At 71.3% G+C, this 22,092-nt stretch carries 21 protein-coding genes; 7 read left to right on the top strand and 14 right to left on the bottom strand.

The window, feature by feature from the left end:
- Positions 1-77: 77 nt before the first annotated feature.
- Positions 78-491 (bottom strand): hypothetical protein, encoded by a 414-nt coding sequence (locus D9V36_RS38115; protein ID WP_347239854.1) that lies wholly within the window; start codon positions 489-491, stop codon positions 78-80.
- Between the two features lie 110 nt (positions 492-601).
- Positions 602-1,852 carry an erythromycin esterase family protein gene (locus D9V36_RS38120; RefSeq protein ID WP_129297784.1) on the bottom strand — a complete coding sequence of 417 codons (1,251 nt, stop codon included), beginning with the start codon at positions 1,850-1,852 and terminating at the stop codon, positions 602-604.
- A gap of 753 nt (positions 1,853-2,605) precedes the next feature.
- Here D9V36_RS38120 and D9V36_RS38130 point away from each other — a divergent pair.
- Entirely contained in the window at positions 2,606-4,123 is a 1,518-nt protein-coding gene (locus tag D9V36_RS38130; protein ID WP_129298976.1) for an SDR family oxidoreductase, read from the top strand.
- 71 nt (positions 4,124-4,194) lie between these two features.
- A complete protein-coding gene (locus D9V36_RS38135; protein ID WP_129297785.1) occupies positions 4,195-5,637 on the top strand; it encodes a phytoene desaturase family protein in 1,443 nt (480 codons plus the stop codon).
- A gap of 63 nt (positions 5,638-5,700) precedes the next feature.
- Here D9V36_RS38135 and D9V36_RS38140 read toward each other — a convergent pair whose 3' ends face one another.
- From D9V36_RS38140 to D9V36_RS38150, 3 genes are all read right to left on the bottom strand, one after another.
- Positions 5,701-6,168 carry a spore-associated protein A gene (locus D9V36_RS38140; protein WP_206739780.1) on the bottom strand — a complete coding sequence of 156 codons (468 nt, stop codon included), beginning with the start codon at positions 6,166-6,168 and terminating at the stop codon, positions 5,701-5,703.
- Between the two features lie 231 nt (positions 6,169-6,399).
- Positions 6,400-7,263: a lysozyme gene (locus tag D9V36_RS38145; protein ID WP_129297786.1), complete on the bottom strand. Its 864-nt coding sequence runs from the start codon at positions 7,261-7,263 to the stop codon at positions 6,400-6,402.
- A gap of 386 nt (positions 7,264-7,649) precedes the next feature.
- Entirely contained in the window at positions 7,650-8,294 is a 645-nt protein-coding gene (locus tag D9V36_RS38150; protein ID WP_129297787.1) for a transglycosylase SLT domain-containing protein, read from the bottom strand.
- A 712-nt stretch (positions 8,295-9,006) separates the two neighbouring features.
- Here D9V36_RS38150 and D9V36_RS38155 point away from each other — a divergent pair.
- Positions 9,007-9,222 carry a hypothetical protein gene (locus tag D9V36_RS38155; RefSeq protein WP_129297788.1) on the top strand — a complete coding sequence of 72 codons (216 nt, stop codon included), beginning with the start codon at positions 9,007-9,009 and terminating at the stop codon, positions 9,220-9,222.
- Between the two features lie 238 nt (positions 9,223-9,460).
- On the opposite strand, the gene D9V36_RS38160 is transcribed toward D9V36_RS38155, so the two are convergent.
- The 7 genes from D9V36_RS38160 to D9V36_RS38190 all read right to left on the bottom strand — a co-directional run bounded on the left by D9V36_RS38160 (position 9,461) and on the right by D9V36_RS38190 (position 15,195).
- Positions 9,461-10,165 carry a transglycosylase SLT domain-containing protein gene (locus tag D9V36_RS38160; RefSeq protein ID WP_129297789.1) on the bottom strand — a complete coding sequence of 235 codons (705 nt, stop codon included), beginning with the start codon at positions 10,163-10,165 and terminating at the stop codon, positions 9,461-9,463.
- A 558-nt stretch (positions 10,166-10,723) separates the two neighbouring features.
- Positions 10,724-11,575: an SRPBCC family protein gene (locus D9V36_RS38165; RefSeq protein WP_129297790.1), complete on the bottom strand. Its 852-nt coding sequence runs from the start codon at positions 11,573-11,575 to the stop codon at positions 10,724-10,726.
- Complete coding sequence (locus tag D9V36_RS38170; RefSeq protein ID WP_129297791.1) at positions 11,572-11,889, bottom strand: ArsR/SmtB family transcription factor; 318 nt, start codon at positions 11,887-11,889, stop codon at positions 11,572-11,574. Before D9V36_RS38170 ends, D9V36_RS38165 begins: the two co-directional genes overlap by 4 nt.
- Positions 11,890-11,984: 95 nt before the next feature.
- Positions 11,985-12,890: an alpha/beta fold hydrolase gene (locus D9V36_RS38175; RefSeq protein ID WP_129297792.1), complete on the bottom strand. Its 906-nt coding sequence runs from the start codon at positions 12,888-12,890 to the stop codon at positions 11,985-11,987.
- 103 nt (positions 12,891-12,993) lie between these two features.
- A complete protein-coding gene (locus tag D9V36_RS38180) occupies positions 12,994-14,232 on the bottom strand; it encodes a beta-ketoacyl-[acyl-carrier-protein] synthase family protein (RefSeq protein WP_129297793.1) in 1,239 nt (412 codons plus the stop codon).
- Positions 14,229-14,462, bottom strand: coding sequence for an acyl carrier protein (locus tag D9V36_RS38185; RefSeq protein ID WP_129297794.1), 234 nt, complete (start codon positions 14,460-14,462; stop codon positions 14,229-14,231). Before D9V36_RS38185 ends, D9V36_RS38180 begins: the two co-directional genes overlap by 4 nt.
- A gap of 271 nt (positions 14,463-14,733) precedes the next feature.
- On the bottom strand, positions 14,734-15,195 hold the full coding sequence (locus tag D9V36_RS38190; RefSeq protein WP_129297795.1) for a MarR family winged helix-turn-helix transcriptional regulator: 462 nt from the start codon (positions 15,193-15,195) through the stop codon (positions 14,734-14,736).
- A 127-nt stretch (positions 15,196-15,322) separates the two neighbouring features.
- Between D9V36_RS38190 and D9V36_RS38195 the strand changes: the two genes are divergently transcribed.
- Complete coding sequence (locus D9V36_RS38195) at positions 15,323-15,733, top strand: organic hydroperoxide resistance protein (RefSeq protein ID WP_129297796.1); 411 nt, start codon at positions 15,323-15,325, stop codon at positions 15,731-15,733.
- An 82-nt stretch (positions 15,734-15,815) separates the two neighbouring features.
- Here the strand turns inward: D9V36_RS38195 and D9V36_RS38200 are convergent, their stop codons facing one another.
- The gene (locus tag D9V36_RS38200; protein ID WP_129297797.1) at positions 15,816-17,531 is read right to left on the bottom strand and encodes an amidohydrolase; all 1,716 of its coding nucleotides are present in this window, start codon (positions 17,529-17,531) and stop codon (positions 15,816-15,818) included.
- Between the two features lie 169 nt (positions 17,532-17,700).
- Complete coding sequence (locus D9V36_RS38205) at positions 17,701-19,227, bottom strand: APC family permease (RefSeq protein ID WP_241721205.1); 1,527 nt, start codon at positions 19,225-19,227, stop codon at positions 17,701-17,703.
- 286 nt (positions 19,228-19,513) lie between these two features.
- Here D9V36_RS38205 and D9V36_RS38210 point away from each other — a divergent pair, with 286 nt between their 5' ends.
- From D9V36_RS38210 to D9V36_RS38220, 3 genes are all read left to right on the top strand, one after another.
- Positions 19,514-20,218 (top strand): TetR/AcrR family transcriptional regulator, encoded by a 705-nt coding sequence (locus tag D9V36_RS38210; RefSeq protein WP_129297798.1) that lies wholly within the window; start codon positions 19,514-19,516, stop codon positions 20,216-20,218.
- A 100-nt stretch (positions 20,219-20,318) separates the two neighbouring features.
- The gene (locus D9V36_RS38215; RefSeq protein WP_129297799.1) at positions 20,319-21,563 is read left to right on the top strand and encodes a PP2C family protein-serine/threonine phosphatase; all 1,245 of its coding nucleotides are present in this window, start codon (positions 20,319-20,321) and stop codon (positions 21,561-21,563) included.
- A 290-nt stretch (positions 21,564-21,853) separates the two neighbouring features.
- Positions 21,854-22,090: a DUF6400 family protein gene (locus tag D9V36_RS38220; protein WP_129297800.1), complete on the top strand. Its 237-nt coding sequence runs from the start codon at positions 21,854-21,856 to the stop codon at positions 22,088-22,090.
- The last annotated feature ends 2 nt before the right edge of the window (positions 22,091-22,092 follow it).

Raw genomic sequence — 22,092 nt, forward strand, 5'->3', positions numbered from 1 at the left:
TATATCGCCTCGGCCTGTCCTCTTGCTGCGGCCGGCCGTGAGCCGGGGGATGCCTGCCGACGGCTACGGGACAGCCCTCAGCTGAAGTGGAGATCCACGTCCTTCTCGACGCAGAGCTGCAGGACGACCACCAACTGGCGGACGTCGTCGATGTGCCGCCGGAGGAGAGGGCCGGCGCTTGCCCCGTACCAGCGGTCGCCGATCTCCCTCAGGCGGGGCAGCATCGCCGCGCAGTGGGTGGGGGTGAGGTCGGGACCGGCGTCGTCGGGGTGATCGAGGAGAGGCGCCAGCCCGGTGGAGACATCGCTCCACGGGCGCTGTCCGCCGAAGCCGTACATCTCGTCGAGGGTGAAGCCCTCGGCCTGCGCCAGCCACTGCCGGAACGCTCCGAAGCTGGAGTAGGACCAGGAGACATCCGGGCTGCCGGTGTCGTCGTCTCCCGGGAACAGCAGCACGCCCATCATGTCCTCCTTGCCGATGTCGACGCGCACACAGGATCGACCAGGGACGCGGGCGAAGGCAACGGAAATGGGCCGAGCCCCGGTGGAAGCTGACGCTGGATGCGGCGCGGCGTCGGCCAGGTGGTTCTGAGCGGCGCCGCTCAGGTCCGCACGGGTGGCAGGAGGCGGGAGCAGGTGGAGTGGGCGACGAAGGCGATGCCGTCGTAGTCCTCGGCGGGGACGAGTGGCGCCATGTGGAAGCGGTAGACGAACCGTGGCACGCCGGCACCGAAGCTGCGGTGCATGTGCGGGGTGCGCAGCCACCGGGCGGCATCGGGGGAGGGGCCGGGGGTGCGCAGGTCGGCGTAGTAGTTGCCGGGGACGGCCTGTGCGAGGCGCGCTTCGACGGACCGGATCGCGGTGCCGATGCGGTGCCGACGCGGTGGACCCTGCGGGTCGTTGCCGCGGCGGGCGAGGAAGGAGCCCTTGCCGAAGAGCAGGGCCAGCGCGTAGTAGCTGTCGCCGTAGCGCTCCCGGAGTCTGCTGCCCAGCGCGGGCACCCCGTTGCCGTAGGTGCCCTTGGTGAGGTGTCCGTTGTGGGCCCAGAGGATGACGCGCTCCGCGGCGCTGTCGTCGACGAGCCGTGCCACGGCGTCGGCCATGTAGCGGTCACGGGCGGCGAACACGCTGTGCTCCCCGGAGGCCATACCGGGAGAGCGGGTCACCAGATCGGCTGCTCGTAGCAGGATGCGCGCGTGTTCCAGGGCCTCGTGTGCGGTATCCGCCGTGGTGTGCCGGGCGAACTGCTCCCGGTGGTCCTCCAGGAAGCCGACGAGTGCTTCGACGCGGCGCAGGAGGGCCTGTTCCGGGTCGGGCCGGGACGCGGGGCGGGCCTGCTCCAGCACCCGAAGTGCGTCCACGTCCCGCTCCCGCTCGGGTGCCACCTGGCGCAGGAAGGCGGCGACCACCTCTACCGAGTCGGTGCAGCGCTGGGGGTCCGTGCCGACGAAGCGCACCCGACGGCTCTCGGGAAGGACGGCGTTGTGGGCGCGCAGCCATTCCACGAGGTCGAGTATTTCCTCCGTGCGCCAGGTCCAGAACCCCAGGCGGGTGAGGAGGCGCGCGGGGTCACCGGTGCCGTGCCGCACATACGTGTCCAGGGCCCGGGCGGCAGACGCACTGGCCTCCATGGCGAAGGTGGTGAAACCCGCCTCGCGCACCAGGAACTGCACGATCCGGTGCTTCAGCCGGAAGAACTCGCGCGTGCCGTGGGTGGATTCGCCCAGACCCACGATCCGCACGCCCCGCAGGGCCGCACCGAGCGGTTCGAGGTCCTGGTGCGGAGCGCCCGGCGTGAGCGAGCCGAGTGGCCTGGCGTACTCGGTCAGCCAGCGATCGATGTCGTCGGGCACCGTGGTGCGTCTCCTCCCTGCGTGCGGTCGGGCGGCGCCTCGGCGCTCCTGTGCTCCCGTGCTCCCGCACCTGATCATGTGTCTGTTCCTGCTCCCGGCACGTGGTGGGGATGTCCTGGAGCGGTCTCGCACGGCGTCCGGGTGTCCGGGTGTCCGTGCTCGGATTACACGCCCCGCGACGTTGACGACAACTTCGTTCACACCCGCCCGACCGTATTCGGCCAAGTGCCCGGCGATGTCCTCGGGCGAACCGTGGGTGCGGGTGCGGGTGCGGGTGCGGGTGCGGGCACAGGCGCTGGCGCGGGTGCTGGTGCAGGTGCCGGATCGGTGAGCAGGGCTGGTGGGCTGGTGAGGACGGCTGGTGAAGAGGGCCGGCGAGCGGGACACCCCAGCGCGACTTGCCAGCGCGACGGCTCCGCCCCGCCCCTCCCCGCCCACCGCATGCCCCGCCTCGCCCCGCCCCACGACACGTCCCCGCCATTCCCTCCGGGCCGCAGTCGTCCTCGCCTCGCCCGCGCCATGATGCCCCGTACCGGTGCCGGTGCCACACTTGGCGGGCAGGATCTTCGTGCCGCCGCCAAGCCGGAGGAGGCCGTGCCCGTGGCCGACAAAGGCACCGACAAAGGCACCGACAAGGGGACCGGCAACGGGACCGACGACAAAGGCGCCGAGAACAAAGGCGCCGACCGCAAAGGCGCCGACCGCAAAGGCACCGACGGCACAAGGACCGACAACGGCACCGTCGTCGAAGCCGTGGCCCCGGCGTCGCCCGCGCACCGCCCGTATGCCCTGGTCACCGGCGCCACCGGATACATCGGCGGACGCCTGGTGCCCGAACTCCTCGCGGCAGGATTCGCCGTACGGGCGCTGGCCAGGACGCCGGAGAAGTTGCGTGACCACCCCTGGGCCGCGGATACCGAGATCCTGCGCGGCGATGTCACCGACGCCGCGTCGGTCCGTAGCGCCATGGACGGTGTCGAGGTCGCCTACTACCTGGTGCACGCCCTGGGCAGCGGCCGGAGTTTCGAGGACACCGACCGCAGGGCCGCGGAGATCTTCGCCCGGCAGGCCCGCGCCGCCGGAGTGCGCCGCATCGTCTACCTCGGCGGCCTCGGCCCCCGGGGCATCCCCGAGCGGGACCTGTCACCCCACCTCCGCTCCCGCGCCGAGGTCGGCGGCATCCTGCTGGCCTCCGGGGTTCCCACCGCGGTCCTGCGCGCCGCCGTGATCATCGGCTCCGGCTCGGCCTCGTTCGAGATGCTGCGCTACCTCACCGAGCGGCTGCCGGTCATGGTCACACCGAGCTGGGTGCGTACCCGCATCCAGCCGGTCGCCGTCCGGGATGTGCTGCGCTACCTCGTGGGCTGTGCCCGCCTCCCCGGTGACGTCAGCCGCACCTTCGACATCGGCGGGCCCGACATCCTCACCTACCGCGACATGATGCAGCGCTACGCACGGGTCGCGGGGCTGCCCGAGCGGCTGATCCTCCCCGTCCCGATGCTCACCCCACGTCTGTCCAGCCTCTGGATCGGACTGGTCACCCCCGTGCCCCCCGGCCTCGCCCGCCCCCTGGCCGAATCGCTGCGCTACGAGGTCGTCTGCCACGAGCACGACATCGCCCGCTACGTCCCCGCACCCGACCCGCCGGGCCACCCCCTTGCCTTCGACGACGCCCTGGAACTGGCGCTGCGCCGGGTACGGGACGCCGAGGTCACCACCCGCTGGTCCAACGCCGCTGTGCTCGGCGCACCGAGCGATCCGCTGCCCACCGACCCCGACTGGTCCGGCGGCAGCCTCTACACCGACCGGCGGGAGCGGACCGTGGACGCCCCGCCCGAGGTGCTGTGGCGGGTGGTCGAGGGCATCGGCGGGGACAACGGCTGGTACTCCTTCCCGCTCGCCTGGTCGCTGCGCGGCTGGCTGGACCGGCTGGTCGGCGGAGTGGGGCTGCGCCGCGGCCGGCGGGACGCGGGCCGGCTGCGGGTCGGCGACTCGCTCGACTTCTGGCGGGTCGAAGAGGTCGTGCCGGGCCGTCTGCTGCGGCTGCGCGCCGAGATGCGCCTGCCCGGTCTGGCCTGGCTGGAGCTGACGGTCGGCCGCGACGCCCAGGGCCGCACGCGCTACGGCCAGCGGGCCCTGTTCCACCCGCACGGACTGACCGGCCATGCGTACTGGTGGTCCATCTCCCCGTTCCACGCCGCGGTGTTCGGCGGGATGGCCCGCAACATCGCGGCCGCCGCGGCGGCGGAGCACCATGCCCGCCCGGCGTGAACGGCCCGAGGCGGGGGCGGAATCCGCGACCGCTCCGGCCGGATTCCGGGGGTCGTTGGCATGCTGGTGCCATGACGGAGCGAGCCAGGTGTGCGCGGGAGCGGGCAGTGGTGGTGGGGGCGGGGCCGAATGGTCTGGCCGCGGCGGTCACTCTGGCCCGCAGCGGGCTGCAGGTGACGGTGTTCGAGGCGGCCGATGAGATCGGCGGCGGTACCCGCAGCGGCGAACTGACCGTCCCCGGTGTGCTGTTCGACCACTGTTCCTCGACGCATGTGATGGGCGCCGGCTCCCCGTATCTGCGCACCCTCGATCTCGCGCCGTACGGGCTGGAGTGGCTGTGGCCCGAGATCGACCTGGCGCACCCGGTGGACTCCGGAGGTGCCGGAGCGCTCCACCGGTCCGTGGAGCGGACCGCCGAAGGCCTCGGCGCCGACGGACCGGCCTGGCGTCGGCTGTTCGGGCCGTTGGCCGCCGACGCGGAGGCGCTGACCGACGAGGTCATGCGGCCGCTCCTCAAGGTGCCCCGCCACCCGTTCCGGCTCGCCCGCTTCGGGCTGCACGCCCTGCAGCCGGCCACACTGATCGCGCACCGTTTCCGCACGGAAGCGGGCCGTGCTCTCTTCGGCGGGGTGGCGGCCCACCTCTTCGGCCCGCTGAGCCGGCCGGCCGGCGCGTCCGTGGGGCTCATGATCATCGCGGCCGGGCACCGGTACGGCTGGCCGGTGGCGAAGGGCGGCTCGGGCGCCATCGCCACGGCGCTGGCCGCGCTGCTCACCGAGGCCGGCGGCCGGATCGAGACCGGCGTACCGATCCGCTCGCTCGACGAACTCCCGCCCGCCGCAACGGTGTTGCTCGATCTGATGCCGACCGCGGCGGCAGCGCTGATCGGCGACCGGCTGCCGCCCCGGGTACGCCGCGCCTACACCCGCTACCGGCCCGCCCCCGGTGCGTTCAAGCTCGATCTGACGGTCGAGGGCGGGGTGCCCTGGCGCGCCGAGGCCTGCCGGCGGGCCGGAACGGTCCACCTCGGCGGCAGCTTCGAGCAGATCGCCCACGCGGAGCGGGAGGTCCATCTCGGACGGATGCCGGAGCAGCCGTTCCTCCTGGTCGCCCAGCAGTACCTCGCCGACCCCGGCCGCTCCGCAGGTGACCTCCACCCGGTCTCCGCGTACGCACATGTGCCGCACGGCTACACCGGCGACGCCACCGCCGCGATGCTGGCGCAGTTCGAGCGCTTCGCGCCGGGGACGCGGGAGCGCATCGTCGCCGTCACCGCCACCCCGACCGCCGAGCTCGAACGGGGCAACGCCAATCTCGCCGGCGGCGACATCATCGGCGGCGCGAACACCCCGTTGCAGCTCACCATGCGTCCCCGCGTCGCCCTTGACCCGTATGGCACCGGCGTCCCCGGGGTCTTCCTCTGCTCGGCGGCCACCCCGCCGGGAGCCGGCGCCCACGGGATGAGCGGCCACAATGCGGCCCGGTCCGCGCTACGGGCGTTGGGCAGGGCCTGAGCGGAGACACCAGGAAGGCGGGTTCCCGGGCGCGCTGCCCGGGAACCCGCCCGCACGGTCTTCTCAGTGGTGCGTGTGGTGCGTGTGGTGCGTGACGACGCCCGGCGCCATCCGGCCGCAGTTGGAGCCGGAAACGTTGACGCTGACCGACTCGATCGTGCCGCCCCAGTCCACACAGGTGCCCTTCGCGGACAGGTAGACGGGACCGGCGTACGAGGTGTACTTCCCCTCGTCGTAAACCCAGCCGGAACCGCCGTTGGTGGCCGAGAGATACGTGTACATGTACACCGGCTTACCCGGGCTGTTCCGCACCGTCACCACACAGTTCTTTCCGGTCTTTGCGCTGTACGTCAGGTACACGGTCCCCTTTCCGGTGACCGGTACGGAATTCACTACGCTGTAGCCGCTTCCGCAGGCTCCGTTGTATGCGGCGGCCTTTGTTGCCGCGGATGCGGTGGTGGCCGCCGTCATCGTGGCGATACTCGCCACGGCCAGCACTGCGGATCCTGCGATGGCACGTGAACGCTTCATCTGAATTACCCCCGTCGGGTGCGTGCGTCGCGTGGTCTTTTCACAGTGTTGGACAGCGGCCGGCCGCGGATGGTTGCACCGCGGAAGGGAATTCCCCCTTGTTCGACTCCGGTTGTCCAAAAACCGCACACGGGCGGTTCGCGGCGAACGCCGGGCGCACAACGGCGGCCGGTCCCCGGCGCGCCACACGTGGCGCCGGGGACCGGCCGGGAGTAGGAAGGTGAGGCGGTGTCAGCTGCCCTTCGCGAGGACCTTGAGGCGGGTGTAGGTGCCGTTGAAGCGGTTGCGGTCGCCGACCGAGTGGCCCGAGGAGGTGTGCTGCCAGATGCTGTGGTACTCCCAGCCGCGCGGCAGTGAGCCGACGGAGGAGCCGTAGCGCGGGATCCACAGCGGGTTCGTCCTGCCGAACTTGCCGGAGTTGCCGGTGCAGCGCTTCCACCAGTTGGTGGAGGTGTAGATGACCGGGTAGCGGCCGGTCTCCTCCCGGTAGGTCAGCACGAAGTCGCGGATCCAGCTGACCATCGACTTGTGGCTCTTGCCGTAGCAGGTCGCGCCGTAGGGGTTGTACTCCATGTCGAGCGCGCCGGGCAGCGTCCTGCCGTCCCTGGACCAGTCGCCGCCGTGGTCGGCGAAGTACTCCGCCTGGTCGCTGCCGCTGGAGTGGTCGGGCAGCGCGAAGTGGTACGCGCCGTGGATCATGCCGGATGAGTACGAGCCCCGGTACTGCTGCGCGAAGTACGGGTTCGTGTAGCTGGTCCCCTCGCTGGCCTTGACATACGCGAAACGCACCCCGGACTTGCGCAGCGACTTCCAGCCGACCCTGCCGTTGTGGCTGGAGACGTCGACGCCGGACACGGCCCTTCTGGACGACGCCTGCGGCTCCAGACCACCTGCCCGGACGCTGCTGCCCTCGTGGGCCGCGATGGTGGAGCCCATCCAGTCCTGCTCGGGGTGGGCGGGTCTCTTCTCGGAGTCCGACGCCGTGGCGGAGCCGGGCAGCGCGAGGGGCAGAGCGAGCACGGAGAGAAGAGAGACGAGAGTTCCGGCCGCAAGAGGGACTGTACGGCGGGCCGGACCGGATCTGCGCAAGGGCATCGCATGCCTCCGAAGGCCTTCGGTTGAGTCAGGTTCGGCAGCTTTTGAGCAGAATCCTGCCGATAAGAGACTTATACGCAGAACTGCCTGACGCCATGGCCCAACAGGCCGTCGGTCCGCCGACCAGCCCCACATCTCACCCGTCCGGCGGTCAGGGACAACAGGTCGCGCCTTTGGCGCCGTCGCCGGTATCGCACGACAGAGCGAAGCGGGCCCCGGCACTGCCGGGACCCGCTCCACCGCGCAGCGGCGAACGCGCCATTCCGCCGCTTCGCAAGCTGCCTTATGCAGAGCCTGTCGGCTCGCTTGTGTACTCCGTCATACCCGTGGCCTCATCAGGCTGGGCCGGCCGGGAGGGCCGGCGACGGCTGGTCGGCTCCGTCGGCTCAGTAGGCCGAGTTGACGTTGTCGATCGAGCCGTACTTGTCGGCCGCGTAGTTGGCGGCGGCGGTGATGTTGGCGATCGGGTCGGTGAGCTTCTTGGGCGTACCGGACACGTGGTAGCTGTCGAAGGTGGGCTGGATCACCTGCAGCAGGCCCTTGGACGGCGTGCCGTTGACGGCGTTGACGTCCCAGCCGTTGACGGCGTTGGGGTTACCGGCGGACTCCCGCATGATGTTGCGGTGCAGGCCCTCGTAGGAGCCGGGGATGCCCTTGGCCTTCATGATGTCCAGGGACTGGCGGATCCAGCCGTCCAGGTTGTTCGAGTAGCCCTTGATGCCGGTGCGCTCGGTGGAGCGGCTGGCGGCCTGCTGGGCGCTGTGCTGCTCGGCGACGTCGGTGACCTTGGTGTGGCCGGCGACCGAGGCGGTCACGGCACGGCCGGTCTTGGCGTCGTCGGCCTTGCCGGGCTGTCCCTTCGCATCGACGGGCTTGACCGCGGCCGGGGCGTGCGCGGACGCCGCCTGAGCGGTGTCCGGAGCCGAGGTCATGGCCAGGCCCGAGGTGGCACCCGCGCCGGCCAGGACGGCCACGGCGATCTTGTGGGTGCGGGTGATGCGGGTAATGCGGGGCAGGGTGAAGCTAGGCATGCAGATTGACCTCTTCCAGGTACTGGGGACGGGGAGGCGGCCTTTTTGGCGGCGCGTTCCGCACCGGAGGTCTTTGCCGCGATTGCCGTGGGGCGTAAGTCGCAAGCTCGCTCTCAGTGCGTCGGAATCCATGGTTAACGCCGGTCCCGAATCGAGGCAATGGTGCTCGGTACTACTCATCTTCGTGAGGTAAACCCGGATACCTGAAGTGATAAGCGTTTCTGGCGGCGTTGGCCCGGAATGGCCGCATAGAAATCAACTAGGAAAGCTCGTACGTGACGTACGTCGCGTGCCGCGAGTCACCTGGGAGGGCCTTCCGAGGCCGCTCGGCCGGTCCGTATAAGTTGCCTGGCTCACACCGGAATTACCGGTCTCCGGCGCTGTTTTGCGTGCGGACGGCAGCAGATCCGTCCCGGAAATTGCCCGGTGCGTCGGCCCGGGAATCTCCGAATGTGGTGCGGCGCACCGTGTCCGGGGCCCAATAGGGCGGCAATTGTGCGCCGATTCACGAGCGGGCGGGGCTCTGCTGCACGTGGGTGCGGAACAGGGAAGGGCGCATGCCGGATGGGCCGTTGGTGAGTCCTCGGTACGGCGATACGGCGGTGCTGCTGGTCCGTTCGCAGCAGCACCCGGAGCTGTCGCATGACTGCGCACCCCCGGCTCCCCGAGGGTGGCACCGCACACAGCCATCACTCCTCGTAGGGACGTGCTCATGCTCCGTCGTCTTGCCGTCGTTCTCACCGGTCTTCTCGTCTCGGGCTTCCTCGCGACGGGCGTCGCCGCCGCGACCCCGGCCGACAGCCACCACCAGCGCGGCTGGCACCGCGACCACCCGCTCACGCCCAGGGAGCGCGCGGGACTTCGCCTCGCCGGCCACATCCTCGACACCGTCTTCGGTGGCGGCACGGTCCGACGCGACCGCTTCTGACGCGCGGCGCAGGGCCCGGGCACCGGCACGGGAGCCGACGCCCGGCACCCGCGCCGCGGACGGCGGCGGCAAGGGACACGAAAATGGCGAAGGCCGCGGCGATCGCCACGGCCATGGCAACGGCGATGGCCCCACCCGCGAGATGCGGGCAGGGCCACTGCCGTTGCCGTGCCGGGCGCCGCACTGCGGCGCCCGTATCAGTCTGCTCCGACCGTCCTCACGGTCGCGTCGCTCCGGCTCAGTAGGCCGAGTTGACGTTGTCGATCGAGCCGTACCGGTGGGCCGCGTAGTTGGCGGCGGCGGTGATGTTGGCGATCGGGTCGGTGAGCTTATGGGGCGTGCCCGACACGTGGTAGGTGTCGAAGGTGGGCTGGATCACCTGCAGCAGGCCCTTGGAGGGTATGCCGTTGATGGCGTTGATGTCCCAGTCGTTGACGGCGTTGGGGTTGCCGCTGGACTCCCGCATGATGTTGCGGTGCAGGCCCTCGTAGGAGCCGGGGATGCCCTTGGCCTTCATGATGTCGAGCGACTCGCGGATCCAGCCGTCCAGGTTGTTCGCGTAGCGCTTGGGGGCGGCCTTCGGCGCTGCCTTGGGAGCGGACTTGGGCGCGGCGATGACCTTGCGCTCGACCGACCGGTTGGCGGCCTGCTGGGCGGTGTGGCCCTGCTTCTCGACCGCGGTGACCTTCAGACCGGCGGTGACGGACGAGGCGAGCTGCCGGCCCTTCGTGCCGTCGTCCGCACGGTCCTTCGCGGTGAGCGGAAGGCCGTTGGCGCTGACGGGCTTGACGGTGGACGGCGCGTGGGCGGCGGTGGTCTCGGCGTTGCTCGGCGTCGCGGTGAACGCCAGCGCCGCGGCGCCGCTCGCGGTGGCCACCAGCGCCGCGGAAATCTTGTGGGCGCGGGTGATGCGGGCAGGGCGGGACAGGGCGAAGTTGAGCATGGGGGTTCTGACCTCTTCCAGGGCTTGATGGCGGGGAGGCGGCCTTCGGTTGGCGCGTGAGACCGAGGGGCATTGGCCGCGTTCGCCGCTCTGGCTGAGTCCGCAGGCTCGTTCTCGGTGCTACGCCGAACATGCTTAGCCAGCGCCCTGGATAGAGGCAAAGGTGCCTTGTACTACCTATCTTCGTGAGATGCAGTGAGATGTCCGTTGTAAATGCGGTGTTTCGCGCTCAGGGCAGGGAAAGGCACCGACTAGGTGTGCTCGTACGTGACGTACGTCGCGTGCCGGGCATCACCCGGAACCGGCGACCGAGCCCCCTTCGCGGCACCGCAAAGTTGCCTGGCTCACATGGATGAGCGCCCTGGGTCGCAGGGATAAGAGGCAATTCTGAAAGGCGCCGGCGCGGCGCCCGGCGGGGCATTTCGGGGTATTGCGGAGCGGGCCTTCATGGCGCCGCGCCTGCATGACATCGCGCCTGCATGACATCGCGCCCCCCAGGGCCTTCCTGGGGGGCGCGGGAACACGGTGGCGCCGCCGACCGGGGACTGCCGGTCGGTGTCAGTTCTCCAGTAGCCGGGCCGCAAGATGCTCGATGCGGTCGTGCCACGCCCGCAGTGCCGCATCCGCATCGGCACCCGGCGGGCCGGTCTGGACGAGGACGAGCCGGGCGCCATGACCGGTGCCCCGGCCCAGCTCCCACCGGACCGTGCCTTCCGGACCCCTGCGGTAGGCGAGCACGGAAGGGGCCCGTACCTCGGTGACGGGTCCGGCCGGCGCCTCCCGGGAGGTGAAGCCGGCCGGCGCGGGCTCACCTTCCACGGGCTCGTCTCCCGAGGTCAGCGCCGCCCAGACGGCCTCGGCCGGCCGCACGAGCTGGCGCTCGAAGCGGATCCGCGGCCCGCTCGGGGTGTCCTCGGCGGCGCCCTGTCCGAGATCGAACTGCTCGACGTACGCCTCGTGCAGCTCTCCGGTGTCGCGGGGGACGGCCGTCGGCGCGCCGTCCAGCAGCTGCGAGAGCGCGGTCAGGCACAGGTGCCAGCCGGAGGCGAAGCTCGCGCCGCCGAACCGGTCGCCGAAGGTGTGCACCAAGGTCAGCAGCGAGCCGTCGCCGTCCGGAGCGATCTCCCAGCGCAGGTGGTCCTCTCCCCAGGTGAAGGCGAACAGCCGGGGCTCCTCGGCGTCGGTGACCGTACCGGTCATGGCGATATCGGTCACACCCGGCATGGTGAAGGTCATCGCTCCGCCGGGCCGCAGCTCCACGGTGACCTCGGAGGGGAACCACTGCCCGATGTGTGCCGGATCGGTGATCGCCGACCAGACCTTCGCGGGCGGATGCGCCAGCCTGCGCTCCATGCGCAGGGTGTTCCGGCCGTCGCCGGCGGGGGTGAGGCTGTCGGAGTGCGGGTTCATCGGGGGTCGTCCTCCATGGCGTCGAGATGCCGTTCCAGGGCGTCAAGGGACCCGGTCCACAGATGCCGGTAGTGCGCGAGCCAGGCGTCCAGCTCCGCCAGGGGCTCGGGCCGCAGCTCGTACCAGCGGCGCTGGGCGTCCTGTCGGACCCGGACCAGGCCGGCCTCGCGCAGCACCCGCAGATGCTTGGAGGTGCCGGGCTGGCTCAGTCCGAGCTGCTGGGTGAGCTCGCCGACCAGCCGTGGGCGCTCCAGGAGCAGGTCGAGAATCTTGCGCCGGCTCGGCTCCGCTAGTACGTCGAACGGTAGGGGCATGACATCATGATGCCGCTACGGCTATATAACTGCAAGGGAATGCTATCTCGGGTGACCGGCCGCCGGATCGCGCGCACGCCGGACCGGCCGCCGGATCACGCGCACGCCGGACCGGCCGCCGGCGCCTCCTCACGCTCGCGCGCCACCGGTGCGAGGGCGGGCGCCGAGCCCAGCGCCCCGTCGGTGAAGAACCTGGCGGCCAAGTCCGCGACATCCTGCGGGCGTTCGAGCACCACCCAGTGATCGGCGTCCGGAATCGTCAGAAAGCGGCTGCCCGGAATGGTGGACGCGAAGTGCCGTTGCCGGGCCGGCGAGGTCACCGTGTCGTGCTCACCGCTGAAGACGAGTGTGGGGATGCCCGACAGGCCGGCGGAGAAGTCCGGGCGGTCCGAGATCCCGCGGCGCAGCGAGTCGACGGCGTGCCGGGAGTTGCGGGCCGCATGCAGCATCGAGCGCCGTACGTAGCGGTACGCCAGCTTCCGGTGGGCGACGTGCCGGCGGTCGTCGAGGCACATCAGCCCCTCGGTGACCAGGGTGGCGAAGGCCTCGGTGTCGCCCTGCGCGAGGTGGCCGGACGCCCGCCGCCACAGCTCCTTCTGCGCCTCGCTGATGTGCGCCGGAACCCCGCCCAAGGCGAGCCGTGCGATCCGCCCGGGGAACCGCCGGGCGCATCCGTAGGCCAGGCCCGCCCCGTAGGAGAAGCCGAAGAGATTGATCCGCGGGACGCCCAGATCGTCGATGATGCCCTTGATCGCCGCACAGACGACATCGATGCTCGGCCCCGGGGGAAGCGGGTCGGCGCTTCCCATGCCCGGCAGGTCGGCGGTCACCACATCCGCCAGCGGCCCCACATGATCTTCCATCTGCGGCCAGCCGAACATCCCCTGCAGCGCACCGCCCAGTACCAGCACGGGTTCGGTGATCCGCTCCGGCTGCCGCAGGCGCCGGTAGGAGTAGGACACCCCGTCCACCGACAAGGAGCGGATCATTTCCTCGGACATGTGAGATTCCTTCTCGAAGCACCGGCGGGAACGCCCACGCCGGCGCGGCGTGCCGGGGCGGCCTCGGGCCTGTTGTCCCGCGACGGGACCTTACGGACAGGCCCTAGCGGGTCAGCACCAGTGCGGCGTTGTGCCCGCCGAAGCCGAGCGACGTCTTGACCGCGCAGTCGAATGCCGCCTGCCGGGCCTCTTTGTGCACGACGTCGACCGGGATCCGCGGATCCAGCACCTCGAGGTTGGCGGTCGGGGGCACCAGCTGCTGCTCCAGGGCGAGCACGGTGAGCGCGGCCTCGATCCCGCCCGCGGCGCCCAGCGCGTGCCCGGTCATCGCCTTGGTCGAGGTGACCAGGGGGTGATCGCCGAGAACCCGCTGCAGCACGGCGGCCTCGATGTGGTCGTTGGCGACCGTCGAGGTGCCGTGCGCATTGACGTGGCCGACGTCGCCGGCCTGCACCCCCGCGTCCGCCAGCGCGGTGCGCAGTGCCCGCTCGATCCCCTTGCCCTCGGGGTCGGGGGCCACCGCCGCGTAGGCATCGCTGGACGCGCCGTAGCCGCGGAGGTGGGCCCGCACGGGGGCGTGACGAGCCCTGGCGTGCTCCGGCCGCTCCAGTACGAGCAGCCCGGCGCCCTCGCCGACCACGAAGCCGTCCCGGCCCGCGTCGAAGGGGCGGCACGCGGTGGCCGGATCGTCCCGGCGGGTGGAGACCGCCTTCATCTGGCAGGCGCTGGCGATCAGCAGCCGGGAGAGGACCGACTCCGCCCCGCCGGCGAGGGCGATATCGCAGACCCCGGCGCGCAGCAGTTGGTGGGCGGTGCCCAGGGCGACGGTCCCGGAGGAGCAGGCCGTGGCCACGCCCAGGCTGGGGCCGTGGGCGCCGAGGTCCATACAGACACTGCTGGCGGCGCTGTTGACGACGGTCAGCGGGGCGAGTTTGGGAGAGACCCGGCGGGCGCCGCGCCCGGCCATGGCGACATGCTGCTGGTCGTAGAACGGCAGCCCGCCGTGTGCGGAGCCGATGACCACCGCGACCCGGCTGCTGTCCCAGGATTCCGGGTCGAGCCCGGCGTCGAGGACGGCTTCCCTGGCGGCGATCACCGCGAGCTGCGCGAAGCGGTCCATCAGCCGCTGGGTGGCCACCCCGAGCAGTTCCGTGGTGTCCAGACCCGCAATGGTGTACATGAAGTCGCAGGGCAGATCGGCGAGTTCCTCCTGGTGGGTCACGCCGCCGGGCGCGGTTTCCTGGGTGACGGCATGCCAGGTGGCCTTCGCCCCCACCCCTGCCGCGGTCACCAGTCCCAGTCCCGTCACGGCCGCGGCGAACGGCTCCTGGCGGGCCGTCATGCCGGAACTTTGCCGTCGACGGCCGCCACCAGCTGGCCCACGGTGTTCCGCGGGGTCAGCGACACCTCGTCGAGGTCGATGTCCAGCCGTTCCTCGATCAGGACGCGGAGCTCTTCGAGCGCCAGGGAGTCGAGGCGCAGGCCGCGCAGCAAGGACTCATCGGTGATGTCGGCCGGGGAGACCCCGAATCGTTGGACCAGCAAGGTGTTGACAACTTCTGCCGCGTTCACGTGGCGCTCCTCCGCTTGTCGTAGGCGATGCTGCCAACCGCGTCGTGGGCGGGATTTCACCGGCGGCTCCGGCTGGTTTGACCCCTCTTTATACGCCTTTGTCCCGATGACTCCCCAACCTTGGTAGCTCAATGGGGTGATGAGCGCACCGGGAGGGGCGGGGCGCCGGCGCCCCGCCTTGCGGGCGCCGCGGAAAGCACCTACGTACGTAACGCCGCGGACCGGCGGGAGGTACGGGCCCGGGCCGGGGGGACTCCGGGATTCTCCGGGGTCAGGCCTCGTCCAGGGCGCTGGTCACCCGTCCCAACAAGCCCTGGAGTGTGCGGAGTTCTTCGATCGTGAGGCCGGTGGCGGCCAGCATTCTGCGGGGGACGGGCAGGGCCGCCTCGCGCAGCTCGTCGCCGGCGGGGGTCAGGCGGATGGTGACCGAGCGCTCGTCCTCGGTGCTCCGCTCGCGGCGCACCAGGCCGGACGATTCCAGGCGCTTGAGGAGCGGGGAGAGGGTGCCGGAGTCCAGCCGGAGCTGTTCGCCGATGGCCTTGACCGGCCGGGGGCCGTGCTCCCACAGCACCAGCATGACCAGGTACTGGGGGTAGGTCAGGCCCAGGTCCTTGAGGGCGTCGCGGTAGACGCTGCCGAACGCCCGGGAGGCGGCGTGCAGCGAGAAGCAGACCTGGTGGTCGAGGCGGAGCAGTTCGGAGTCGGGCACCGGGGGCCTGGTGGCGGAGGTCATGGGGCCAGGTTAGCTCGCCGCGGCATTTAGTGGTGCACAATCTAGTTGCGCGCAACTTAAATGTGTGTCACTGTGATGCCCATCGGGCGGCCGGGAAGCGGCCGCCCGCCACCGAAGGGGAACCGTGATGGACGCGCTGTACACCGCTGTCGCCACCGCCAACGGCCGCGAAGGCCGGGCGGTCAGCTCCGACGGCCGGATCGACCTGGCCCTGGCCATGCCGCCGGCCCTCGGCGGCAACGGCGCGGGCACCAACCCTGAGCAGCTCTTCGCCGCGGGCTACGCGGCCTGCTTCGCCAGCGCGATGGGCAACGTCGGCCGCCAGATGAAGCTCGACACCAAGGACGTCTCGGTCACCGCCGAGGTCTCCCTCGGCAAGGACGACACCGGCTTCGGCCTGGCCGTCGTCATGCGGGTGGAGCTGCCGGACACCCTCGCGGGCGAGACCGGGCGGCAGCTGGTCGAGGCGACGCACCAGTACTGCCCGTACTCCAAGGCCACCCGCGGCAACATCGAGGTCGAGCTGGTCATCGAGTGAGCGACGCGGAGCCGGTCATCGAGCGGATGGCCGGCTCGACGCCGCCGAGCAGGGGCGGCGCGCCGCCCCTGCGGCGACGCGCTCAGGCGTCCTCGGCCGCGTACACCCGGCGCCCCCCGATGAAGGTCTGCAGTACGCGGGTCGTCGCGATCTCCTCGGCGGCGCCGTCGAACGGGTCACGGTCGAGGACGGCCAGGTCGGCCAGCTTTCCCGGCTGGATGGTGCCGGTGTCGTCGAGGTGGTTGGCGTAGGCGCTGCCGGCCGTGTACGCGGCGAGGGCGGAGCCCAGGTCGATGCGCTGCTCGGGGAGGAAGACCGGCGCCGAGGCCGGGTCGTCGGGCACCTGGCGGTTGACCGCGACATGCAGGGCGGCGATCGGGTCGGGGGAGCTGACCGGCCAGTCGCTGCCCGCCGCGAGGGTGGCGCCCGAGCGCAGCAGGTCCCCGAACGGATACTGCCAGGCGGCGCGTTGTGGGCCCAGGAAGGGGATGGTCAGCTCGTCCATCTGCGGTTCGTGCGCCGCCCAGAGCGCCTGGATGTTCGCGGTGGCGCCGAGTCGGCGAAAGCGCGGGATGTCGTCGGGGTGGACCACCTGGAGATGCGCGAGGTGCGGCCGGGTGTCGCGCAGGCCGTTCGCCGACCGGGCCGCCTCGACGGCGTCCAGGGCCTCGCGTACGGCCCGGTCGCCCAGGGCGTGGAAGTGCACCTGGAAGCCTTCCGCGTCCAGCAGGGTGACGTAGGTCCGCAGGTCCTCGGGGTCGATGAAGGAGATACCGCTGTTGTCGGAGGAGCAGCCGCAGGCGGTGAGGTAGGGGCTGAGCATGGCGGCCGTGTGGTTCTCGGCGATGCCGTCCTGCATGATCTTGATGCTGGTCGCCCGGAGCCGTCCGCCCGTCAACTCCTCCCGGCGAGCGAGGAGTTCGGGAATCTGCTCGGCGCCACGGGCCCGGTCCCACCACAGTGCCCCCCTGACCCGTGCCGTGAGCTTGCCGTCGCGCCGGGCGGCCACATACGCGGGGGTGGGATCGGCCCCTCCGGGAGCGCGGCCCAGCATTGCGTCCTGCCATGCGGTCACCCCGTACCCGTGGAGGAGACGCTGTGCCCTGAGCAGCCCGGCGGTCCGTTCGGCGAGCGTCGCCTCCGGGATCAGACCGCCCACCAGCTCCATGGCACCCTCCTGCAGCATGCCGGTCGGGTGGCCGTCCGCGTCCCGCTCGATGCGCCCGTCGGCCGGATCCGGCGTACGGGAGGTGATCCCGGCGCGCTCCAGGGCGCGGGAGTTGGCCCAGCCGCCGTGGTGATCGCGGTTGACGAGGAACACCGGCCGGTCGGGGACAAGGGCGTCCAGGAACTCCCGGGTCGGCATGCCGCCGGGGAAGGCCTCCATGGACCAGCCGCCGCCGGTGATCCACGCCGCCTCCGGATGCGCCGCCGCGTACGAGCTGATCAGCTCGCGGTACGCCTCGGCGGTGACGGCCGCGCTCAGATCACACAGCGCCAACTCCAGTCCGCCGCCTACCGGGTGGATATGTGCGTCCTGGAAGCCGGGGATGAGCAGCTTGCCGTGCAGATCGACGACCTCCGTGGTGGGCCCGATCAGGTCGCGGACCTCCGCGTCGTGCCCGACGGCGATGATGCGGTCACCGCGGACCGCCACCGCACTCGCCCGGGTGCGCGCGGCGTCGACGGTGTGCACGGGGCCGGAGAGGAAGACGAGGTCGGCGGGGCCGCCATCGGTGGTGCCGTGGGCGGCGGTGTCCGGGGTGGGCTCGGGGTCCACGGTGGTGCTGAGATCCATGGGGGGTGTCGCTCCAGATGTGTCGGGTGTGTATGGGGTGCGGGGCGATCGGGGGCGTAGCGGGTGTCGTGGCGGTGTCTGCGGAGGTTGTGGTGTCTGCGGGGGTTGTGCCGAGTGTCGTGACGGACCGAGGCCGGCGGGCTGCGGGAGGGGGGTCCGGGAGGGGCGGTCATCCCTCCGACGGGCTGGGGAGCGCGGCGGCGTCCGCGTCCATCGGCAGGTTGATCGAGTCGGCGTCTGTCCCCTGGCCGGTACGGAAATACGGGGCGCGGCGCACCCATTTGGCCCAGGCGGCGGTGGCCAGGCCCATCGCGATGAACAGCGCGGGCAGCAGCAGCATGAACCAGCCGTTGTCCGGGTTCGCCTCGAAGTGGTCGCTCATGGTCGCGTAGTCCCAGACGAGGTAGCCGCCGAGCCCGAACAGCGTCAGCGCGCTCACCGCCGGGACGATCACATCGCGCAGCGCGCGCACCACTCCGTCGCGGAGGCTGGCACGGAAGCGCACCGCGCAGGCGAGTGCGGTGAGTCCGTAGTAGAAGGCCACGGTCAGGCCTATCGAGTTCACGGCGGTCAGGATCATGTCGTTGAGCTTGGGGATGCCGACCGCGAGCACGGCGAGCAGCGCGGCGAGAGCCATGATCAGCAGGGTGCCCACGGCGGGGGAGCCGTAGCGGGGGTGCACGCGCTGCCAGACCGGGCCCAGAGTGCGGTCGCGGGCCATGGCCAGCGTGCCGCGGGCGGTGGGGATGACGTTCGACTGGAGAGAGGCGAAGGCCGAGCACATCAGGGCGGCCAGGGGCAGCGAGGCCCAGGGTTCCGGCGCCAGTGAGCTGCCGAGAAAGGTGAGCGCCTGCGGCCCGTTGTGGATGAGCTCCTCCGTGCTCATCACCCGCTGGAAGGCGAGCGCACCGATGAGGAACAGTCCCAGCATCGTCACCAGCGCGATCAGTCCGCCGCGGGCCGCATCCGTGGAGTTGCGGGTCTCCTCGTTGACGCTGAACGCGGCGTCCCAGCCCCAGTAGAAGAACACCGCCAGCACCATTCCCTGGGCCAGCGCCTGGGGTGAGGAGATCTCGAACGGGTTGAGCCAGGAGAGGGAGAACGGCTGGTCACCCGTGGCGAGAGCGTAGCCGCAGAAAAGCAGCAGGACCGCGTACTCAAAGATCAGCAGCCACATCTGCAGCCGGGTCGCGGCGCGCACACCCGTGATCGCGGTGACCGTGACGATCACCAGCGCGACCAGCCCGACGGCGGTGCTGATGCCGGTCGAGGCCGGATCCAGCCGGAGCCCACCTATGCTGCGCAGGCCCAGCTTGTTGACCAACTGGAGTACCACGGAGCCGGTCACCGCTCCCGTGTAGGCCATGAAGATCACGCTTCCGACCAGCACCACCCACCCGGTCAGGAACCCGGGCCAGGGGCCGATGGACCGGCCCACCCAGGTGTAGCCGCTGCCGCAGTTCGGCTCGATGCGGTTGAGCCGGGCGTACGACAGCGCGATCCCGAGGATGGGCAGGAAAGCCAGCAGCAACAGGGCGGGCGTCTGTCGTCCCGTATATGCGGCCAGAGTGCCCATACCGATGCCGATGCTGGTGGTCGCGGCGGTGCTCGACGCGGCGATCGCCACCCCGTCCTTCACCCCCAGCGAGCGGCGCATTCTCGCCGGGCCGGGGTCCTGCTGCACTGCGGAAGGCATGGCACTCACTCCTTGGGCTGCGGGCCGGACCGGTCTCGGGCGGGCCAGGGGGACATGGAGGTGCGGGGTGAAGCGGGGCAGGACGGCGCGGGCCGGGCCCGGGGTCGGGGGCCGGCTGCGTCGTACGGAAGGGGGTGGTGCGGGATGGGGCACCGCGGTGATCCGTGTATGTCCGCCGATGAAACAGGCCGTTCATTCTTGTGTCAACGGTGTTGACGTAACCTGGTGGTTAACTGTCCTGAGAGGGCCCGGGGGCCGGGGCGGGAGCGAAGCGGAAGGGTGCGGCGTGGCGGAGAGCGAGCGCGTCCCGGTCGAGCGCAAGCGGCGCCGGCCGACCAGTTCAGGCGTGGTCCTGTCTGCCGATCTCATCGTCGACGCCGCCTGCGAACTGATCGACGCCCAGGGGGCGCAGGCCTTCACCGTGCGCAAACTCGGCGCGGCGCTCGGCGCCGATCCGTCCGCCGTCTACCGCTACTTCCGCAACACCGAGGATCTGCTGCTGGCGCTGGCCGACCGCCTCATCGGCGAGTCCATGACCGGCTTCGCGCCCAGCGGCGACTGGGCCGCCGACCTGCGCGACTTCGGTCTGCGGGCCTACCGCTCCGCACTGCGCCACCCGCAGATCGCCGCGTTCAGCACCGTCCGGGTCACGGGCCGGCCCCATGAGCAGCACGCGGTCGACACGGGTATCGGTCTGCTGCTCCAGGCCGGGTTCGACGAGGCTGCCGCCGTCCGCCGCTACCACGCACTCGTCGACACCGCCCTGGGTCACGCGGCACTGGACGCCGGCGTGCTGCGGCTGGCACCCGCCCAGCGCGTGGCGGACGAGCAGGCCTGGCGGGACGGGTACTCCGGTCTGCCCGCGGAGGAGTTCCCCAGCCTGCACCGCGTCCGGGACCACCTTCCGCTGATGGCGGGCTCGGCGATCGAGCCCGCGCTCGATCTGCTCATTGCGGCCCTGAAGGGAGAGGCGCCCGGTAGGGAGGGGTGAGGTGGCGGGGAGAGGTAGGGCGGCGGGAGGAAGGGTGGCGGGGCGACGGGGCGACAAGGGGCATCCGGGCATTTCGCTTGCCCGGGTGCAAACATGAGGCATGCCCCTTCCCCGGCGGACACCGCTGCACGGACGACGGGAACTGACCCACGTCCTGGTGCTGATCCCGATCGGGCTCATCGCGGCGGTCTGTGTGATCGATGTCCTCGCGCCGCCCGACATCCACCTGGGGCCCCTCCTCGTCGCGGCTCCCGCGATCACCGCCGCGTTCGCCGGGCCCCGCCTGACGGCCGCGATCGGTGCGCTGGCGGTGGCTGCCCAGGTATTCATCGGTATCGCGCGCCAGGTGCTGTTCACCGCGAATCTGCAGGCCCAGATCGCCGCGCTGGTGGTCGTCTCCGGCCTGGTCGTGCTCTTCACCGTCGTACGGGACCGCAACGAGCGCCGGCTCACCCAGAGCCGTTCGGTGGCCGCGGTCGCCCAGCAGGTGCTGCTCCGGCCGCTGCCCGCGCGCAGTGGTGCCCTGGAGATCGCCTCGTTCTACCTGGCCGCCGAGGAGGAGGCGGAGATGGGCGGCGATCTGTTCGCGGCGGCGCGCACCACCAGCAGCACCCGGCTGATCATCGGCGACGTCCGGGGCAAGGGGCTGCCCGCCTACGGTGATGCCGCCCTCCTCCTCGGCGCCTTCCGGGCGGCCGCCCACCGGCAGGCCACCCTGCCCAGGCTGGCCGTCCACCTCGACGGCGCCGTCCGCTGGGACAGCAGCCAGTGGTACGAGGCGCCGGGCGCCGACACCGGGACGGAGCCGGCGCCCGCACCGGACCCCGGCAAGAACGACGGCCTCCTTCCCGTCGCCCCGGCTCCCGGCCCGGACTCCGTCGCCGACAGCGAGGAGACCTTCGCGACCGCCGTGCTGCTGGACCTCCCCGACCGCTGGCCCGTGCTGCGCATCATCAACTGCGGTCACCCGCCCCCGCTGCTGCTGCGCGAGGGGCAGGCTCCCCTCCCCTTGTACGGCGAGCGGACCGCCTTGCCGATCGGCCTCGGCGGCCTGGCCGGCACCCCGGACTACGAGGTCGAGACCTTCCCCTTCGCACCAGGAGATCTGCTGCTGCTCTATACGGACGGGGTGAGTGAGGCCCGCGACCACAAGGGCGCCTTCTACCCCCTTGCCGAGCGCGCCGGCGCCTGGGGCGACGGCGATCCCCAGCAGGTTCTGCGCCGGCTGCGCGCGGACCTGCTGGCCCACACGGGCGGCAGGCTCGGCGACGACGCCGCCGCGGTCGCGGTACGGCGCCTGCCCGTCCGGTCGCCGTCCCCCGCCGGGGGCACCGGCGCTCCCTGAGGCGGTCCGCACCGGCCCTCGCCCCGCCGGGAGGATCCGACACCACAGGGATGAATTACGTCACGCCTCGGATTCTCTTCGAATTCCGCCGAAATGCGGCATACCGCTCGCAACGCCTTGCCAGGGGTTCCATTTGGTGTCGGTATGCGCCATTTCGCTTCCTTACGTTGAGATACCGATCCTTCACTCCAGCGGTTCCCGGCCCGCTCCGCTCCGCCTGACGCTTCCTCAGTGCCGCCCGGCTTGATAGACACGTCCGCATCATCCGCACGTGGTACAGGACGCGCACCATGAACGACCGCAACACCTCTGACCACCACATATTCGAGCTCGACCTCGCCGCTCACGAAGCCCGGCGGCGGGCCGAAGTCCTCGCGGCGCTGGGTGACACCTGGGACCCCGTCGCGGTGGTGGAGGGCGAGGACGAGGCGTACCGGCTCCTCTACTCGGGTCTGGACGCGGAGCAGCAGGCCACCTACGACATGCTGGTCGCCGCCGAGGTGCTGCCGGGCCCCGGGCAGGGCTGAGC

Source organism: Streptomyces lydicus (genome assembly GCF_004125265.1).
GTDB classification, from domain to species: Bacteria; Actinomycetota; Actinomycetes; order Streptomycetales; family Streptomycetaceae; genus Streptomyces; species Streptomyces lydicus_C.

Coding starts and splice junctions, on each gene's coding strand:
- D9V36_RS38135 (WP_129297785.1), top strand. CDS start 4,195: ATGACGGAGCGAGCCAGGTGTGCGCGGGAGCGGGCAGTGGTGGTGGGG.
- D9V36_RS38140 (WP_206739780.1), bottom strand. CDS start 6,168: ATGAAGCGTTCACGTGCCATCGCAGGATCCGCAGTGCTGGCCGTGGCG.
- D9V36_RS38145 (WP_129297786.1), bottom strand. CDS start 7,263: ATGCCCTTGCGCAGATCCGGTCCGGCCCGCCGTACAGTCCCTCTTGCG.
- D9V36_RS38150 (WP_129297787.1), bottom strand. CDS start 8,294: ATGCCTAGCTTCACCCTGCCCCGCATTACCCGCATCACCCGCACCCAC.
- D9V36_RS38155 (WP_129297788.1), top strand. CDS start 9,007: ATGCTCCGTCGTCTTGCCGTCGTTCTCACCGGTCTTCTCGTCTCGGGC.
- D9V36_RS38160 (WP_129297789.1), bottom strand. CDS start 10,165: ATGCTCAACTTCGCCCTGTCCCGCCCTGCCCGCATCACCCGCGCCCAC.
- D9V36_RS38165 (WP_129297790.1), bottom strand. CDS start 11,575: ATGAACCCGCACTCCGACAGCCTCACCCCCGCCGGCGACGGCCGGAAC.
- D9V36_RS38170 (WP_129297791.1), bottom strand. CDS start 11,889: ATGCCCCTACCGTTCGACGTACTAGCGGAGCCGAGCCGGCGCAAGATT.
- D9V36_RS38175 (WP_129297792.1), bottom strand. CDS start 12,890: ATGTCCGAGGAAATGATCCGCTCCTTGTCGGTGGACGGGGTGTCCTAC.
- D9V36_RS38180 (WP_129297793.1), bottom strand. CDS start 14,232: ATGACGGCCCGCCAGGAGCCGTTCGCCGCGGCCGTGACGGGACTGGGA.
- D9V36_RS38190 (WP_129297795.1), bottom strand. CDS start 15,195: ATGACCTCCGCCACCAGGCCCCCGGTGCCCGACTCCGAACTGCTCCGC.
- D9V36_RS38195 (WP_129297796.1), top strand. CDS start 15,323: ATGGACGCGCTGTACACCGCTGTCGCCACCGCCAACGGCCGCGAAGGC.
- D9V36_RS38200 (WP_129297797.1), bottom strand. CDS start 17,531: ATGGATCTCAGCACCACCGTGGACCCCGAGCCCACCCCGGACACCGCC.
- D9V36_RS38205 (WP_241721205.1), bottom strand. CDS start 19,227: ATGCCTTCCGCAGTGCAGCAGGACCCCGGCCCGGCGAGAATGCGCCGC.
- D9V36_RS38215 (WP_129297799.1), top strand. CDS start 20,319: ATGCCCCTTCCCCGGCGGACACCGCTGCACGGACGACGGGAACTGACC.
- D9V36_RS38220 (WP_129297800.1), top strand. CDS start 21,854: ATGAACGACCGCAACACCTCTGACCACCACATATTCGAGCTCGACCTC.